We start from the raw sequence: 17,015 nt of genomic DNA, 5'->3' as shown, positions 1-17,015 counted from the left end.
CATTTCAAATATATGAAATTTTATGCTCTGTTAGAGTGTAGGCTAAATGCTATCACCCATAAATTAATGCGGGTTATGAAAATCACCTTTTTTTTACTTATCAGTTTTTTTGTCCAGATATCCTTCGCGAGTCGGGCGCAAAAGCTAACGATCGATCAGGGTAAAACTACGCTCTTAAAAGCTATCCAAGAGATCCAAAATCAAACTAATTATCATTTCGTTTATACGGATGAAATGCTTGAAGGTTCACAACCTGTCAGCCTTTCTGTGAAGAACGCGTCATTGATCGAAGTTTTGGAGGCTTGTTTCAAAGGACAACAGCTTATTTATGTTATCAAAAATAACAATACAATCGTTCTTCGTCGCAAAACGAAAAAATCGATACCTGAAATATTAAAAGCTGCTCCAGTAAAAGGAAAAGTCCTGGATAACAAAGGCCAACCACTTGTTGGCGTAACTGTTATATTGAAGGGAAAAGCTATTGGAACGGTAACGGATGCCAATGGTAATTACGCGATCAACGTAGATAAGAGTGATGATGTGCTGATATTTAGCTATATCGGCTTTGCAGCTCAGGAGGTTGTAGTTGGCAGCCAATCAATTCTAAATATCATACTTCAAGAATCAGCTAAATCTCTTGAAGGTGTGGTTGTTATAGGCTATGGTACACAAAAACGTGGAGATATCAACGGCGCCGTGTCTTCTATTACTTCCAAAGACATTGCAAACGTTCCACAAACAAGTATTGATCAAATGCTCCAAGGGAAAGCTGCCGGACTTACGATTACTCAAAATTCTGGAGCACCGGGAAGTTCGACCTCAGTTCACCTTCGTGGGATAACCTCATTAAGCGGCAGTAATGAGCCTTTGTATGTTATCGATGGTGTGCCAGTGTCTGGGGATGCTACGAATTCTGGTTCAAGTAAAACAAGTCCTTTACAAAGTATTAATAATGATCAAACGGCCGTAAGTCCTCTTTCATTAATCAATCCAAATGATATCGAATCGGTTGACATATTAAAAGACGCCTCTGCAGCAGCTATTTATGGTAGTAGAGCATCAAATGGAGTAATTATTATCACAACAAAACGCGGTAAAAATTCATCTGCGAAAGTTAATTATGATGGTTGGGTGGGAGTTCAACAGCCTGCCAAATATCTTAAGATGATGGATCTTAAACAATATGCAAATCTTCAAAATGCGCTTGGCGAATTATATGGTGCAGTGCGCCCAGAATTTGCTGATCCAAGCTTGCTTGGCGAAGGTACCGATTGGCAAAAAGAGATTTTCCGTAGCGCAATAATGCAAAGTCATCAGGTCTCCATTTCAGGTGGAAAAGATGGAACCAATTATTATTTGTCGGGAGGTTACCTAAAACAAGATGGTATCGTTATCGGATCGGGGTTTAATCGCTATTCGTTTCGATCTAATGTAAATAGTCAGGTTAAAAACTGGATGAATGTAGGTATGACCCTTTCGGGAAGTCGTACGAATGAAAAGGTAATATTCAATGACAATAACGGTATTATATATAATGCCTTACTAAATGCGCCAGACATCGCTGTATTTAATGCAGATGGTTCATACGCTGGCCCGCCAGAAAACCAAGTAGGAGGTGCGATTAATCCGGTTGCGCAGGCTTTAAGTATTGACAATAACCTCATACGAAATAAGATTAATGGAAATATCTATGCAGATATCCGTTTTTCAAAAGATCTTACTTTAAGATCTGAGCTTGGTGGCGATTTCAATTTTACCGATAACAAACTATTTAATCCAACTTATGCATGGGGTAGGTTTGTGAACACAACAGCGTCGTTGAGCAAACTTACTACGCAAAACACTTTTTGGGATTGGAAAGAATACCTAACTTATACTCATACTTTTAATTCAAAGCATGCTATAACTGCTTTATTGGGGCATGAAGTTCAGCAATATACTTATCAGGGAACGTCTGCATATCGCCAAAAATTTTTTAGTAACGATGTTCAAACGCTCAACCTTGGTGATGCGGCAACTGCACGTAACGATGAATTTAAAGGAAGTGGTGTATTAGAATCTGCTTATGCCCGCGCAATTTATACTTACAACGGTAAATACAGTATTACTGCGACAATGCGTGCTGATAAATCATCTAATTTTGTACCCGGAAAAAACATAGGTTATTTCCCATCTTTTGCCGCTTCTTGGAAACTATCAGATGAGCCATTTATGGCGAAATTCAAGCCAGTTGCAGACAATATCAAACTACGTGTAGGTTATGGACAAGTTGGTAACCAGGATGTTGGGGGCTATCTGTTCGGCTCTTCCCTAACGGCAACAGCAACAGGACTAGGGACAGGTTTTTTCTTTAATCAAATACCTAACCCAAATTTAACATGGCAGACCTCTATCCAAACAGATATAGGTATTGATGCCAGCTTCCTTAAAAAACGTATCGAGCTTAACTTTGATTGGTACGATAAAACTTCAAAAAACTTCCTTTTTCAACAACCATTGCCAGCTTACTTGGTGGGCGGTGAAAATTACCTTGGCGGGATTAACCCTCCTACCATTAACGGTGGCGACTTGCAAAATAGGGGAATTGATTTTAGTATTACATCACAAAATATTCGCAGTAATTCATTTAACTGGAATTCGACCGTTATTTTCTCTAGTTATAAAAACAAAGTTGTATCACTTGCCAATAATAGCGGACCGCTAATAGGAGAGGTAGTTAACGGCTTTTTACATTTACCAGTTACACGCACAGTTGTAGGCAGCGCAATTGGTGAATTTTATGGCTACCAGGTTGCAGGAATTTTTAAAACAGACGAACAATTAAGAAGTGCACCGATACAATTTGGTCGCCCAATTGCACCAACACAAGCAGGTACTTGGTTAGGAGATGTTCAATACGTAGATCTTAATAAAGATGGCAAAATTGACGAGAAAGATCAGACTTTTCTGGGTAATCCTAATCCAAAATTTACTTACGGAATAACCAATAATTTCTCTTACAAATCATTTGATTTGTCGATTTTCATTAATGGTTCTTACGGTGCAAAAATATTAAATGTACTTAACCGTACCATTGGAGGAAAATCAAGTCTGTACCAAAACCAATTAGCTTCAGAGGCCGATTTCTGGACACCTACAAATCCTGATTCAAACATCCCTGCACCTAAAGGAGGTACGGATAATCCAAATTTGGCGATTTCAGACCGTTACTTGGAAAGCGGATCTTACCTGCGTATCCAAAATGTAAGTTTAGGTTATAATCTTCCCTTAAACGTTATCAGTCGTGTAAAAATGAGCCGTTTAAGAGTTTATGCAAGCGTGCAGAACCTCTACACTTTCACTCCTTACAAAGGATACGACCCAGAAATCGGATCAACTAATCAGAATGTATTTCTAACAAATATTGATCTGGGTAGATATCCGATACCACGAACTTTTACCGTGGGAATTAATGCTGAGTTTTAAATTTAACGGAAATAACAAATGAACAAATATATCAAATACATATTAAGCATAGGCTTTGCAATCTGCCTAGGAGCTTCGGGGTGTAAAAAAGACTTTTTCAATCGCCCGCCCGAAAGTGCTTTAACCCTTGGTAATTTTTATCAAAATACCGAGCAGGTTCGTGCGAGTACAAATGGCCTTTACAATTCTCCTTGGTTTAGCTGGAACAATCAGGCAAGCTGGGCAATTACTGAATTATACGCTGGTAATGCACGTACTTATTCTAGTGATGTAGTTAACTTTGGAAAATTTGCCGTTACTGGCGATAATACCGTTTTAAGCGACGGCTGGAAGTCATTATTTACTGTAGTTGCGCAATCCAACGCACTGATTAATAATTTGCGAAAGAATGTCCCAGCTTCAGTGCCAGTTGCTGAAGTAAACAATGCACTCGGTGAAGCACGATTAATGAGAGCGCTTGCCTACTTCTATCTGGTAAGAGTTTGGGGTAATGTTCCTATTGTAGAAAATAGTTTAGACTATGTTGATAATTACCAAATAAATACAAATCCGGTAAGTGATGTTTACAAGTTCATTATAAACGATCTAAAGTTCGCGGAAAGTAATTGTATGACTAAGATTAGAAGCGGTGCTTCACAGTCGCAAGGGCATGTATCTAGTGGTTCAGCTACAGCTTTACTTGCCAAGGTTTACCTTTACATGGGAGATTACGCAAATGCACGTATTTCTGCAGACAAAGTAATTAACAGCGGTGAATTTAAACTTTACGGTGCAGATGTTGCCGGGAAAACGTACAATGACTTATTTAAAACTTCAAATAATAATAACGAGGAGTCAGTCATTGCCATTCAATGGTTAGGTGGTGGATCTTACGGTCACGGAAATTCCCTTCAAGCGTCCTTTGCATATAGTTCTACGATTACCGGTACTGGCGATGGATATGCTGTAATAGGCCCATCTATTGATTTACAACAAGCTTACGAACCAGGTGATCAACGTGTATTTGGAACAGTTATGCTGGCCGGCGCAAAGTATCCTGAACTTAATCAGGCGAACGGTGGCTACACAGTTCCAACAGATGTCAACGCTCAAGATACGCGTGCAGCTATTAAAAAATATGTAGTAGGAACACCAACTGATAATGGAGGCTTAGGAGCTGCATTCTCAGCAGGCAATAACACCTATTTAATGCGATATTCCGACGTGCTCCTTATTAAAGCCGAAGCGGTTTTGGCAGGTGCGCCGACCACTTCAGATCCAGCAGCGTTAACGCCATTTAATAGAGTGAGATTACGGGCGGGACTTAATGCGCTACCTGCCATTACGGAAGCGAATATACTGCATGAGCGTAGAGTAGAATTCGCAATGGAAGGCGATTATTGGTTTGACCTCTATCGTATGGACGGATGGGATGGAATTATCAACAACAATCACCCAAAAGCTATTGCAATGATTAGTAACCAGGAACGAGGAATTTATAGTGCAGAGCTACCGCGGGTTGTCTACTCTCAAAAATTTGTGCCCACAAATGCAAATTTTATCTTTCCGTACCCTGCTACAGAAGTTGCGCAAAACCCAAAGCTCAATAATCCTCCAGTTCCTTATATTTTTAAATAATTAAAAAACTTAAAATGAAAAAGTATATCCTTCATCAACATAAAGCAATTTTTGTGTGTCTTGTTTGCGTAGCGGCTGTAATTTCTTCCTGCAAAAAGGACAATGAAAGTTCTGCTGCGCCAGTTATTTCTCGCGTGAGAACTGTTAGTAAAGACGTTACCATTAAAAATGTAACCACGCGCGTTACTTTAGATTCGAGTACGATAGCAGATCAGGTTAAACAAGTGGCGTTTGATTCTACGGTAACTTCAGGCCGACTAAATGGCTTATATGCTATTATTGGATCTAATTTGGAAACCACATCAGCAGTATTGTTCAATGGTGTTGCTGCTTACTTTAATCCCGCTTTGGTTACCAGTAATGGTATTATTATTACAATTCCTATCAATACACCTTGGGGTGCAGGACAAACTGATAACATTACCGTGATTACCAAAGGCGGACATGTTGATTATCATTTTGCGATACAGCAGCCCACTGCAACAATTACCTCTTTTACACCGCTTGCGGGAAATTCAGGTGATGTGGTCACGATAACCGGCACAAATTTTTCTGGAGTAAGTGGTGTTCGCTTTGGTAATGCAGACGCTACTATTACAGGGATACCAACTAATACCCAATTGCAGGTTCGTGTACCGGCAGGAGTTGTACAGGCATTTATTTTTGTTACTACACCAGGAGGCACTGTACAGTCTCCAACACCTTTCGGCTTCAAGTATCTTGTTTATGATGATGCTTTAGCCAATGGTTGGTGGGTTGGCGGTTGGAATGGCGGAGATACTCCAAATTTCAGCAACAGCACTCCGGTAAGACGAGGAACTCATTCAATTGCAGTAACTTACTTAGGCGGATACGCGGGCTTTCAGATTGGTAACGGTGGCGGTAGCATCAGCATAGCAGATATGTCGTCAATTAAGATCTCTATTTATGGTGGTGCAGGTTCTGGGAGTCACAATGTACGTATTATGGTAATGGGACTGGACAAAGATGGCAAGCAAGCCCTCCGTGATGATGAAGGTGTAGTTGTGACGCTCAAAGCGGGAGAATGGACAGACTATACCATTCCCCTAAGTAGTTTTGGCACTCGCCCAATAACTCTCGAACAGTTGCGTATCCAAGAGTTAAGTGGTATAACTAGTCCAGAGACAATCTATATTGATGATATTGGCTTCATCTAAAAAAAATGATACACCATCATTGTAATCATTGTATAAAATGATGGTGTATCAATTAAATCCTCCAACTTTTATCTAGATAATTTATGTTTAAAAGATATCCAACTTTCAAAGTTGTTGTAACTGCTCTGCTTTTTATGCAACAGCTATCGGTGCATGCACAAAGTACTACTGAAACTAAAATAAACAACCTGATTAAGAAAATGACCCTTCAGGAAAAAATCGGAATGATCCATGCAAATTCTTCATTTACATCTGGAGGAGTGAAGCGCCTTGGCATTCCAGAATTGGTAATGTCTGATGGTCCGCATGGCGTTCGTGTAGAATATGGACGTGGATGGACAGTTCTTCAAGATGCTGATGATTCTGGAACTTATCTGCCAACCGGAAATACATTGGCGGCCACTTGGAATCCTAAACTGGGATATGCCTATGGTTCTGTACTCGGAAGTGAAGCAAAGTATCGTGGTAAAGATATCATCCTCGGTCCAGGTATAAATATCATCCGCACACCGCTAAATGGTCGGAACTTTGAATATTTCAGTGAAGATCCATACCTCATTTCAAAAATGGCAGTTGGTTACATTAAAGGCGTGCAGGATCAAGGAATCTCAGCATGCGTAAAACATTTTGCAGCCAATAACCAGGAGATAAACAGAGATGTAATCAATGTAGAAATGAGTGAAAGAGCTTTAAGAGAACTCTACCTGCCAGGTTTTAAAGCTGCGGTTCAAAAAGGGCAAGTTAACTCAATAATGGGTTCTTATAACAAATTTCGAGGTTCTTTTGCTACCCACAATGCTTATCTAATGAATGATATCCTGAAGGGCGAATGGGGGTTTAAGGGAGTCGTAATTAGCGATTGGGGGTCGGTACACAGTACAATCCAAGCAATTGAAAATGGTACAGACCTAGAAATGGGCACCGATCTCCGCCTCATGTATAACACTGTATCACAAACTACCGCAACAACTAATAATGTAACCAAAAAGAGCTATTACGACCAGTTTTTTCTTGCAGATTCTGCAATAGCAATGGTGAAAGATGGGACGGTAAAAGAGTCCCTAATTGACGATAAAGTTCGCAGGATTTTGAGACTGATGTATAAAACAAATATGATCAGTGGCAAACGCACGCCTGGGATATATAATGGAAAAGCACATCAACAAGTAGCGCTTCGAGTAGCTGAAGAAGGAATTGTACTATTGAAAAATAGCAATAACATATTGCCGATTGGTAAAGAGAGGGTGAAAACGATAGCCGTTATCGGTGAAAATGCCGTACGTGAAAATGCAATGGGCGGCGGTAGTTCACAAGTGAAAGCAAAATATGAAATTACTCCGCTACAAGGTATTAAAACCTTAATTGGTAGTAATGCAAACATCAGCTTTGCTCAAGGCTACAAAATTGCTAGGGGACAAGGGCCGGATCAGGCATTGATCGAAGAAGCTGTTAAAAATGCTTCTAAAGCTGACGTGGCAATATTAGTATGCGGATGGACTCACGGTTATGATTACAACAAATGGGATGACAATGCATACGATGCTGAAGCCGTTGATAAACCGAATATGGATATGCCTTTCGGCCAAAATGAACTGATAAAAGCAGTATTAAAAGCTAATCCAAACACAATTATAGTTTTAATGGGCGGTGGCCCTATGGATATTTCAGCATGGGAAAATGATGCGAAAGGCATTATTCAAGCTTGGTATCCAGGGATGGAAGGTGGTAATGCACTAGCAAAAATTATTTTTGGTGAGGTAAATCCATCCGGAAAACTTCCTTATACATTTCCAAAAAAGCTAGCTGATGTTCCTGCAGAAAAGTTTGGAGAGTATCCGGGTATAAATGGTAATGTAGAGTATAAAGAAGGTATTTTTGTAGGCTATCGTTATTACGATACTTACAAGGTTGAACCACAATTTCCGTTTGGCTTTGGCTTGTCTTACACAAAATTTGAAGTAAAAAACGCCAAAGTAAATTCTGCTGGTAACAAAAAGTACGTGAGCGTGAATATTAAGAACTCTGGTAAACTGGCTGGAGCAGAAGTTTTACAGCTATATGTTCACAAAATGGATACAAAGATTACCCGTGCCGAGAAAGAACTGAAATCTTTCACAAAAGTCTTTCTTAAACCGGGTGAAACTAAAATGATAACTTTTGCTTTGGATGATTCAGCATTTCAGTATTATGATGAGGCAGGAAAGAAGTGGGCGATTGAAGCAGGTCAATACAAGATTATGATTGGAAATTCGTCGCAGAATATCCTTCAGAGCTTACTACTATCTAGGTAAAATTTGCGAACAATGACAAATAAATATACAAAGCCCTGCAATCATACGATTAGTAGGGCTTTGTATCTAACGGAAGTTCAATTAATCCTGATTGGAAAATCGGGAATACAATTGGCAATTAGCTATTGTTAATAAAGGTACAGATTTCGAAAATTTAAGCTGAACAGGTAGATTAGTGAAAAATCCTACCTAATTAAAAAGCTCGCACTAATTTAAGATGTACACGCCATTATTCTTCCGACTAGATCTATACCTAAATTCAAGCCAGTTTTCGAAGCAATATAATATACTGATGAGGGAGAAATCCCCCGAATACTCAAAAAATGGTTGGTCTCCAAATCCGATACGCCCCATTTAATCAATGGCAATCTGTTGTGATTTAGGGCTGTCTAGTTTGTCGGAATAGGTAAAATACCAAGTAAAGCTTCTCGAAACTCTACTTTATCCTCCTTGTAATGCAAGATGCCCCCTGATATTTTTCCGCTTTCTGTTTTGTGAACATTCGATTTGCATGGGTAAGAACTCAAGATCATATTCTTGAATTCTAAATGGAAATTGGATAAAATCGATATTTTGAAATTGACCACTTTCGGTTATTATATTTTATTTTAAAGCTATTTTAGGTGTCTAACTGAGGCTTAAATTATGGCTTTTTGTTTACACTATGATTATGATTTACTAAACTCTATAACACGATATAAAACAGGTAGTTGTAAATTAAATTTGAGTCCCATATTCTCCACTGTGTAATTATATGATAATTAGGTAATTGCAATTTTTTTTGTTATGATAAACTCCCTTTGGAGTTTTTTAATTTATAATTTTTAGGATATCCCCATCACCCTCTTTAAAAGCATTGCTTTTTTCCAAAATCAGTTGTAATTCATCGATTTGTTCTCCTTTGATGATGCCACTAAATATATGTGCGCGCTGAAGCATACGGATATATATATGGGGATCGGTACGCCTAGTCAGTTGTCGTAAAGCACCAATATAGTCGATCCGGAAGACTGTAGGGATGATAATTTTGGATTGCCTCGCCTTGCTAAGTTCTGCATTCATCATTATTCTTGCAATTCTACCGTTTCCATCATTGAAAGGGTGCACTTCGCTGATTAGGAACATTATATAGGCTGCTTTGGCAAATGGCTCTTCTAATGTTCTGTAAAAATCAAACCCCTTTGTTAGCGTGCCTCTCACCAATGTATGGTCAACAAATGTAGTATCGCCTGCAATGTTATTCTGCATTTTAAATTCTCCGGGGTTAGCCAACAGTCTTGCTTTCATTAGCACCTTATGTCTATAACTTAAGATCTCGAGTAGTTCTGCTGGCGAGCTTGGGGTTTTTGCCATTTCTGCCCTGTTGCTAACTAACTGGTAAGTGCCTAATATGTCGTGAGAATCCTCATCTCTTGCAGCAATTGGTTGCCCAGTTTCGATGATTTGTTTTGCGTCGCTAATTTTAAATCGAGTTCCTTCAATATAATTGGAAAAGTAGGCTTCAAAAAATGAAAAACTGCGATAGGCCAATGGGTTTTGGTAAGGTTCGTCTATTACTGGAAAAGGTTGTTGAAGTGCAAGAAAAAGTTTTTCAAATAGGGTTATCCTTGCCGCATCGTAAGGTGTGCCAAAGGCTCTAGCTTTGGCAATTGGTGAAGATAATAATTTTGAAGGCTTTGTGTTCAGCATCGCACTAATTAGCTTGTTCATTCTTTCAAATTCCAATTTCATGCCCAGTTTGCCTGCAATTTCTTTCGACCGGTCTCTGAACCTGTTGAGGCCTTCTTCTCCTTTAACCAATATAATCTGTTCTAACTTTTCTTCAAGCTGGGCAATGGTAAGCGTTTTAGAATCTGAGCCTAGTTTTCTAGTCTGTTGGAAGTTTTCTAGCATTGCACGTTCTTTTTGCGAAACATAAAGCTCATTGGTAAAGAGATTATCCCCGTCAATTTTTAAAGTGCCCTTGCTAATATTTAAAATCACCCCTGGCAAGGCTACTTTTCTATTGTATGTATAGGTGAGGAAAAGGTTTTCTGTAGCTGTAGGTTTAAACTCAAATGCAGAACGATGGCTCAGTACAGCGCCCGGATATAGATGCCCAATAATAGAAAAGATATTCCGTTGGATAATCTCTCGAGGCTCTTCAATCATATTTGGCGTGTAAATTTTTGGTGCCAGTTTCCGCAAAATTCCTTTGGTTTCCATTCTGTTAATCTTTCTACTTAAAGTAGTGTCGCTAGAAGAAAATATAATTTCCTGTAATTCTAAGGGAAGGGAAGTGTCCATTGTAGATGATATGCAAAAATTTGATATTAAATAGTGATAATAATGATTTTTAGGCAAGAAATTAATTTTAAAATTTAAATTTAGGCAAATTTTTAGAGATATAAAAATAATCAATGCAACAAACAAACAATGTCAACGATGGTTGTCAATAGAATTGGGCAAAAATTACAGATAAAAAGATATGGTGGATGGATTCGAAATGTAAATGGAACACTAAGTTTTCTTTTTCGCCTAAACACCACATTTTTATTTGCTTAAATTTCGGTTTTTTGTTTACACTATGTTTACGCCATGACTTACTAAGCTATGTAACGCACTATAAAACAAATGTTTATAGAATAAGTTCGAATCCGATATTTTTTTTGATTTTTTTTCGGCGTCAAACTGAAGCTCCATACTGAAACGATGCCGCCTTATTGTTAAAAATTGTGCACCTGCCAACTTATCAGCACAACTAATCTTAGCTTTGTAAAACGATACATCTCGAACCCTGCGGAAAAAATCCATCGAGATTGATCGCGTAATTAAAAAATAGAAATGAAAGCCGATTTAGCAACACAGTTTGGGAATATAGACATTTACCTTTTTGATCAGCTCTTGAAAGGAACCTATGCCGATTGCAAGCATATTTTGGATGTTGGCTGCGGAGGTGGGAGAAATTTGGTTTATTTTTTAAATCAAGGTTGCGAGGTTTACGGCATTGATCCAGATGCGGAATGTATTGCATTTGTTCGGGAGCTCTCCAAATCTTTGCTCCCAAGAAATCCTATTGCTAACTTTAAGGTGGCGTATGCAGAGCAGTTGCCTTTTCAAGATTCACAATTTGACCTCGTAATTAGCAGTGCGGTTTTACATTTTGCCCGGAATGCGGAACATTTTGATGCGATGTTGTTTTCTATGTGGCGGGTAATTAAACCTGGAGGTTTTTTTTTCGCACGCCTCGCTACTAATATCGGCATAGAAGACAAGGTTAAACCTTTAGGTTTGGGACGTTATTTGCTGCCCGATGAATCTGAACGATTTCTATGTAACGAGGAGATGCTTTTGGACTACACGACAAAATTAAATGGAATATTGTACGAGCCTATTAAAACAACAAATGTGCAAAACATGCGTTGCATGACCACTTGGTGTCTGAGAAAAAACTTCTAAATTTTTTCTCAGGTGGCGAAAGCGGTTTCCAAAACCAAACCGAAAAGGATAAAAAATTTTCTAGTCATGAGTTTTTTGCGCCTAAAAATTAAACCATCATGTACTCAAAGTGCACGATGGTTTTAGGAGTTATTGATTACAAAAGTTTTTGTTGCCAAATATTTCAACCAAAATATTAACTTAATCAACGGTTTTTATATCCAATAATTCTTGCGCCTTTAATCGCTTGTTTTTGGCTTTCCAATAATAATAGAATGGTAGGCCTGTAAAAATTAATAGCATTCCCATGGCTGCTTTAACTGGAGATTGTATAAAAGACACAACCATTAATACAATACAAACAGCCACAAACACCAAAGGCACAATAGGGTATCCCCAAGTTTTGTAGGGTCTAAAAATGTCTTTTTTTCTAACTCTTAAAATAATCACACCAAATACAACCAATCCATAAAATAGGAATCCAGCAATAACGACCAAATCTGTCAATAAATCAAACGAGCCTGTAAAAACCAACACGCAAGCCCATATACATTGGTAAATTAACGATTTGTGAGGAGTATGATGTTTAGGGTGTGTCTTACCTGCATCTTTAAAAAACATATTGTCTTTTCCCATGGCATAATAAATCCTAGAGGAGAGCAATATAGTGGCATTGGTACAGCCAAAGGTAGAAACCAGAATCATAGCACTTACTACGTAAGCCCCTCCGGTACCGAATACTTTATTGACCACCACCACCGCTGCAATTAAATTTTTATCGGCTTGTAAACTGGCGATCAATTCATCTATAGGCATTACATATAAGTAGGCAAAATTGGCCAACAGATAAATTAGGGTAATCATTAATATGCCGCCCAACATCGCCCTTGGCATATTTTTTCTTGGTTCTCTTAGTTCCTCGCCAATAAAGCCTAAGGCAATAAAACCTTCATATCCCCAAAAAGCATTTCTCATGGCAATAACCATAATTCCTAAAAAGCCAAAACTGGTTGCAAAACCACTTGGAGGATAAGAAGTAGAATTAGTTGATAGATTCTCTATACTGCCTACAGAGCTGCTTAACGAAAATGCTACAATTAAAAGAATACTTAAAACAATGGTATAAGTAAAAATCTGGCTTAGGTTACCTCCTTTTTTGGTGCCTTTTATATTAATGAAAGTGAGCAGAATAATCATTAAACTCGTAATTATTTTTGCCCCAATATTATCTAAAGGCTGTATTATGCCGAAAATGGTAATGGATTCTAAATGTGGTGATAGGTGCGGCAAAGTAAAAAATGTACCCAATGCACCGGCAAAAACATAGGCTACAGATGCAATGGCAGCAGTTTGGATAACCGTAAAACAAGACCAACCATATAAAAATGCAACTACCTTTCCATAAGTTTTTTCAAGCCAATAGAAAGCTCCTCCCGATGCAGGAAACATTGCACCCAACTCGCCTATGCTTAATACCCCAAACAAAATTACAACCCCAGCTAATGCCCATACTAACATTACTAGGCTTGGCGATAACAATCCTTCTGACATAGGAGCAACTTTTTTGAATACTCCTGTGCCGATAATTGCGCTCATTACCATAATAATGGCCATTCTTAATCCAAATGACTTTTGAAGGCCTTCATTTGTTTCTTTCATAACGTTTTAGATTTCAGTTTGGGAGAGAATAAGCATAATGATTGGAAAAAGAGAAGCTAATTGAAATATTTTTATTCCGATAAATATGTTAACGAAAATATCTTCCGATTCAGAACTGTTTATTCAGTGATGGTAACGCTTTTGAATCGAACTGCTTTTAAACCTATAGAATTGTTGACAATCAATGATTGTAAACTGTATCAATTTACTCTGCGCGAATTAATCGCTGCAACCCATTCGTGATTACCACATCTTTCACATTTACGGCTTTTAGAAAGTTCTAGTTCTTCCACATTCCCGCAAAACATACAAGCATAAATGCCTGCTGTAGATATCTCCTTGCTAGCTTGGTCGAATAGTTTTGGAAGAATTGGTAAGCCGTATCTTACCTTTTCGTCTTCATATAAATAGATGCTCAAATTGCCAGAAGTTTCCAAAATTGCAGTTTCAACTTGTCCAAGGTGTGAAATGCTTTGTAGGCGTAGTTCTGAAAAAAATTCATCTTTCGCAAGGTTCTCTTTTTTAAAATCAGAAATTGAGAATTCACCATCGATTATCAGGTAGGCTGCGTCGCCTTCTACCAGCTTATCAAACTTTCGACTTTTTGCCATTACAAACGTTGTGAGCCTATAGGCCGCAACAATAACGGCGAATACAACGATTGGCTCAATCATACCGACCTCTTTATAAAACATTGGGTCGCCTGCCGCAGAACCCAGGCTAATAATTACCACAAGTTCAAAAACCGAAAGTTGCTTAACGCCTCGCTTGCCTAATAGTTTAAGCCCAATAAGAATAATAAAATACATGAGGATGGTCCTAAAAGTGATTTCAAAAATAAATCGCCAGTTGTCATCTCCCATTAAAATATTATTCCAGTCTATTCTTAAAAACATATTTCTCGTCTTAATCTATAAATCCTGCTATTTCTCAATGTCGGCTATTTTGTTGGTCTTTTTAAAGGTATGTGTCGCATTATTAAAAATATTCTGGTTATTGAATGGCTGAAGCAAGTTACATTTTTTTCACATAGGCCTAAATTTTTTTAGGGTGCGGTATAAATTTAAGCAGCAATATTAGTAGAACTGGTTTTGTGTTTTTTCTGAACGGCGATGCTTAAAAATCTTGTTCCATTTAGAACGCTAAGGGAATAAGCAGCTATAAACGAGCTTATAACGAAAAAAACCACCTGTAATTGGCTTGAAATTTGCTATACCTAAATGCCAAATTTTTGCTAACCAAATATAGTACGTCTTACTATGGAATCTGTTTTAAGTTCTTTTAACATCAGACTTAAAATCAACTCTGGTGCAGAGATTGAGTATCTGATAACCAGCCTTGAAAAGGATTTAAAGATTGTTTTTGACGTGTTTTTTGAAAATCAAAAGATTTCTAACATTGGATTAGATGACCAGCAGTGTTGGACACAAAGATTTGGAACACTACTACCATTCGAAATTGAAGATATTGGATTTGCGATAGAGCAGTATTATCAGAATGTTTTCTCAAATAAGGACGATCAGTCTATTCAACCAAACAATTGATTTTAAGCGATAGTAATCCATTTGGGCTATTTCCTAAGGTTTGTCAATTGGTATTGAAAAACGAAATACAGATCCGATCTGTCCATCACTTTCTATCCAAATTTCTCCTTTATGGCGTTTGATAATTTCTGAGCAGAGATAAAGCCCTATTCCAAATCCCGCAATTGTTTCGGTCTGATTATTCCGAATTCTATAAAATCGGTTAAAAAGTTTGTCTAAATCTTCTGCCTTAACGCCCATACCGTAATCGCGCAAGCTAAGCGTAACCATGTTGCCTTGTACAAGATAGGATATTTCGATGTTTTTTCCGTGGGGGGAATATTTTAGTGCGTTACTCAGCAAATTTTGGACTACTTGACCTATCTTATCTCGATCTGCGGTAACGATCACATCTTCGGCTGCTTCAAAGATAATTTTATGAGTGGATGAGGTAAGCGCCACATCATCTATTATCTCAATTATAAGTTGTTTTAGGGAGAAATTCGAAGCCTCAATATAGAGTTTGCCACCATCAAAGCGAGAAACATCTAAAAATCCGGTAATTATTTTATTCATTCTTGTTACCTGACTTCTCGATCTTTTCAACATGTCCAAGACCCTTCCGTCAGTAGCTGTTTTTAAAACAATTTGTAGCATTTGGATATAGGCCATTAGCGAGGTTAAAGGTGTTTTTAGCTCATGGCTAACCATCGAAATGAAATCGTTTTTAAGTTGTTCATCTTGTTTTTGGTCAGTTATGTCTATAACCACCCCGGCAAAGGTTTCTATTTCGCCATGGCTATCTGCACTTAAATGCCCTACCGCTCTTACCCAACGGATTTTTTGGTCGTGCAATCCTACCACTGAATAAGAAAGATCGTAATCTCCACCTTGGGTTAGTGCCTTATCAATTTGTTCTGTTAAAAAAGGTTGATATTCCGGCGAAATTTGAGCAATACAGTCGTTTAACGAAGGGTTATCTGTCGCTGAAAAGCCAAAAAGCTCTTTCAAACGAAGAGAAGTTACAAGCTTTCTAGTTTGGGCATTTAAGTTCCAAGTTCCAATATTTGCAGCTTCAATAGCTTGAGATAAAAACTGTTCTGCATTTGTAGCTTGCTTTCGCGATGCAACAAGTTCCTCGTTTGCTAAGATCAGTCGGTTATTGGTAGATTTTGCATATTCATTCGCGAAATTTACTTCCTCACTAGTTGCTCGATGTTCTTCATTGGCAGCAAACAATTGTTTAAGAAGTTTTTTTTCTGTTTTGTCTTTATCTTTGACAAGTTCTAAGGCTGCCACTCGATCGGTTACTTCTGTTGCCGTGTGTAAAATAGCATAAGTTTTGCCCTCTTCGTTTTTCAATGCTCTGTAGACGAAATCGAAATAACGTGTCTGAAGTTTTCCTTTAACATAGAGTTCTGCAGCTTTATCTTCTGCTCTATAAGTAATGCCGCTTTGCCATACGTCGGTTAGTATGCCAATAAACCCCTGCTCAATCAGTTCTGGCATTACATCAACTAAATTAGAGCCGACAATCTCTCTTGATTTGTCCCAAAAAGCGAGCATAGCATCGTTTACAAAAGCTATTTCTAGTTGCTCGTTGGCGAAAATGGCTGTAGCATCTTTTGACAAGGCCAATATTTCCAACAATTGTGTATCGATTAAGGGTTTAACATTGCTGGGCATTAAATAGAGGATTTAAGATAGTGTTTTAATCAAAAATAGATATTTGTAGCGATTATAAAAATTGCGAAAAAATTAAATTAATATCACTAGTGTCCGATAAAAAGGCGGCCAAATTGATGACCGCCTAAATAATCGTAATTTTGTCTTGCAAACTAAAAACACGATGGGCAAAAGTAGCT

10 protein-coding genes are annotated in these 17,015 nt (G+C 38.1%); 6 read left to right on the top strand and 4 right to left on the bottom strand.

All coding sequences use genetic code 11. The features are described from left to right. Positions 1 to 75: 75 nt before the first annotated feature. The 4 genes from ABIB40_RS19475 to ABIB40_RS19460 all read left to right on the top strand — a co-directional run bounded on the left by ABIB40_RS19475 (position 76) and on the right by ABIB40_RS19460 (position 8,551). Positions 76 to 3,465, top strand: coding sequence for a TonB-dependent receptor (locus tag ABIB40_RS19475; RefSeq protein ID WP_354361387.1), 3,390 nt, complete (start codon positions 76 to 78; stop codon positions 3,463 to 3,465). An 18-nt stretch (positions 3,466 to 3,483) separates the two neighbouring features. Further along, positions 3,484 to 5,082, top strand: coding sequence for a RagB/SusD family nutrient uptake outer membrane protein (locus tag ABIB40_RS19470; protein WP_354361385.1), 1,599 nt, complete (start codon positions 3,484 to 3,486; stop codon positions 5,080 to 5,082). Between the two features lie 14 nt (positions 5,083 to 5,096). Beyond that, on the top strand, positions 5,097 to 6,260 hold the full coding sequence (locus ABIB40_RS19465; protein WP_354361383.1) for an IPT/TIG domain-containing protein: 1,164 nt from the start codon (positions 5,097 to 5,099) through the stop codon (positions 6,258 to 6,260). Between the two features lie 83 nt (positions 6,261 to 6,343). After that, complete coding sequence (locus ABIB40_RS19460) at positions 6,344 to 8,551, top strand: glycoside hydrolase family 3 C-terminal domain-containing protein (protein WP_354361381.1); 2,208 nt, start codon at positions 6,344 to 6,346, stop codon at positions 8,549 to 8,551. An 810-nt stretch (positions 8,552 to 9,361) separates the two neighbouring features. Here ABIB40_RS19460 and ABIB40_RS19455 read toward each other — a convergent pair. Next, positions 9,362 to 10,837, bottom strand: coding sequence for a Fic family protein (locus ABIB40_RS19455; protein ID WP_354361379.1), 1,476 nt, complete (start codon positions 10,835 to 10,837; stop codon positions 9,362 to 9,364). Between the two features lie 537 nt (positions 10,838 to 11,374). Here ABIB40_RS19455 and ABIB40_RS19450 point away from each other — a divergent pair. Then, on the top strand, positions 11,375 to 11,989 hold the full coding sequence (locus ABIB40_RS19450; protein ID WP_354361377.1) for a class I SAM-dependent methyltransferase: 615 nt from the start codon (positions 11,375 to 11,377) through the stop codon (positions 11,987 to 11,989). 180 nt (positions 11,990 to 12,169) lie between these two features. Here ABIB40_RS19450 and ABIB40_RS19445 read toward each other — a convergent pair whose 3' ends face one another. After that, positions 12,170 to 13,627: an APC family permease gene (locus tag ABIB40_RS19445; RefSeq protein ID WP_354361375.1), complete on the bottom strand. Its 1,458-nt coding sequence runs from the start codon at positions 13,625 to 13,627 to the stop codon at positions 12,170 to 12,172. Positions 13,628 to 13,827: 200 nt separating this feature from the next. Beyond that, positions 13,828 to 14,523 carry a DUF421 domain-containing protein gene (locus ABIB40_RS19440; protein ID WP_354361373.1) on the bottom strand — a complete coding sequence of 232 codons (696 nt, stop codon included), beginning with the start codon at positions 14,521 to 14,523 and terminating at the stop codon, positions 13,828 to 13,830. A 363-nt stretch (positions 14,524 to 14,886) separates the two neighbouring features. Here ABIB40_RS19440 and ABIB40_RS19435 point away from each other — a divergent pair, with 363 nt between their 5' ends. Then, on the top strand, positions 14,887 to 15,171 hold the full coding sequence (locus ABIB40_RS19435; RefSeq protein WP_354361371.1) for a hypothetical protein: 285 nt from the start codon (positions 14,887 to 14,889) through the stop codon (positions 15,169 to 15,171). 33 nt (positions 15,172 to 15,204) lie between these two features. On the opposite strand, the gene ABIB40_RS19430 is transcribed toward ABIB40_RS19435, so the two are convergent. Beyond that, positions 15,205 to 16,836: a PAS domain-containing sensor histidine kinase gene (locus ABIB40_RS19430; RefSeq protein WP_354361369.1), complete on the bottom strand. Its 1,632-nt coding sequence runs from the start codon at positions 16,834 to 16,836 to the stop codon at positions 15,205 to 15,207. Between the last annotated feature and the right edge of the window lie 179 nt (positions 16,837 to 17,015).

Source organism: Pedobacter sp. UYP30, from assembly GCF_040547165.1.
GTDB lineage: Bacteria > Bacteroidota > Bacteroidia > Sphingobacteriales > Sphingobacteriaceae > Pedobacter.
The sequence above is the reverse complement of the archived record's forward strand: the minus strand, read 5'-3'. Positions and strand labels throughout refer to the sequence as shown.

Excerpts from the sequence above, each read along its gene's own strand:
- ABIB40_RS19475 (WP_354361387.1), top strand. The coding sequence starts at position 76 with ATGAAAATCACCTTTTTTTTACTTATCAGTTTTTTTGTCCAGATATCC.
- ABIB40_RS19470 (WP_354361385.1), top strand. The coding sequence starts at position 3,484 with ATGAACAAATATATCAAATACATATTAAGCATAGGCTTTGCAATCTGC.
- ABIB40_RS19465 (WP_354361383.1), top strand. The coding sequence starts at position 5,097 with ATGAAAAAGTATATCCTTCATCAACATAAAGCAATTTTTGTGTGTCTT.
- ABIB40_RS19460 (WP_354361381.1), top strand. The coding sequence starts at position 6,344 with ATGTTTAAAAGATATCCAACTTTCAAAGTTGTTGTAACTGCTCTGCTT.
- ABIB40_RS19455 (WP_354361379.1), bottom strand. The coding sequence starts at position 10,837 with ATGGACACTTCCCTTCCCTTAGAATTACAGGAAATTATATTTTCTTCT.
- ABIB40_RS19450 (WP_354361377.1), top strand. The coding sequence starts at position 11,375 with ATGAAAGCCGATTTAGCAACACAGTTTGGGAATATAGACATTTACCTT.
- ABIB40_RS19445 (WP_354361375.1), bottom strand. The coding sequence starts at position 13,627 with ATGAAAGAAACAAATGAAGGCCTTCAAAAGTCATTTGGATTAAGAATG.
- ABIB40_RS19440 (WP_354361373.1), bottom strand. The coding sequence starts at position 14,523 with ATGTTTTTAAGAATAGACTGGAATAATATTTTAATGGGAGATGACAAC.
- ABIB40_RS19435 (WP_354361371.1), top strand. The coding sequence starts at position 14,887 with ATGGAATCTGTTTTAAGTTCTTTTAACATCAGACTTAAAATCAACTCT.
- ABIB40_RS19430 (WP_354361369.1), bottom strand. The coding sequence starts at position 16,836 with ATGCCCAGCAATGTTAAACCCTTAATCGATACACAATTGTTGGAAATA.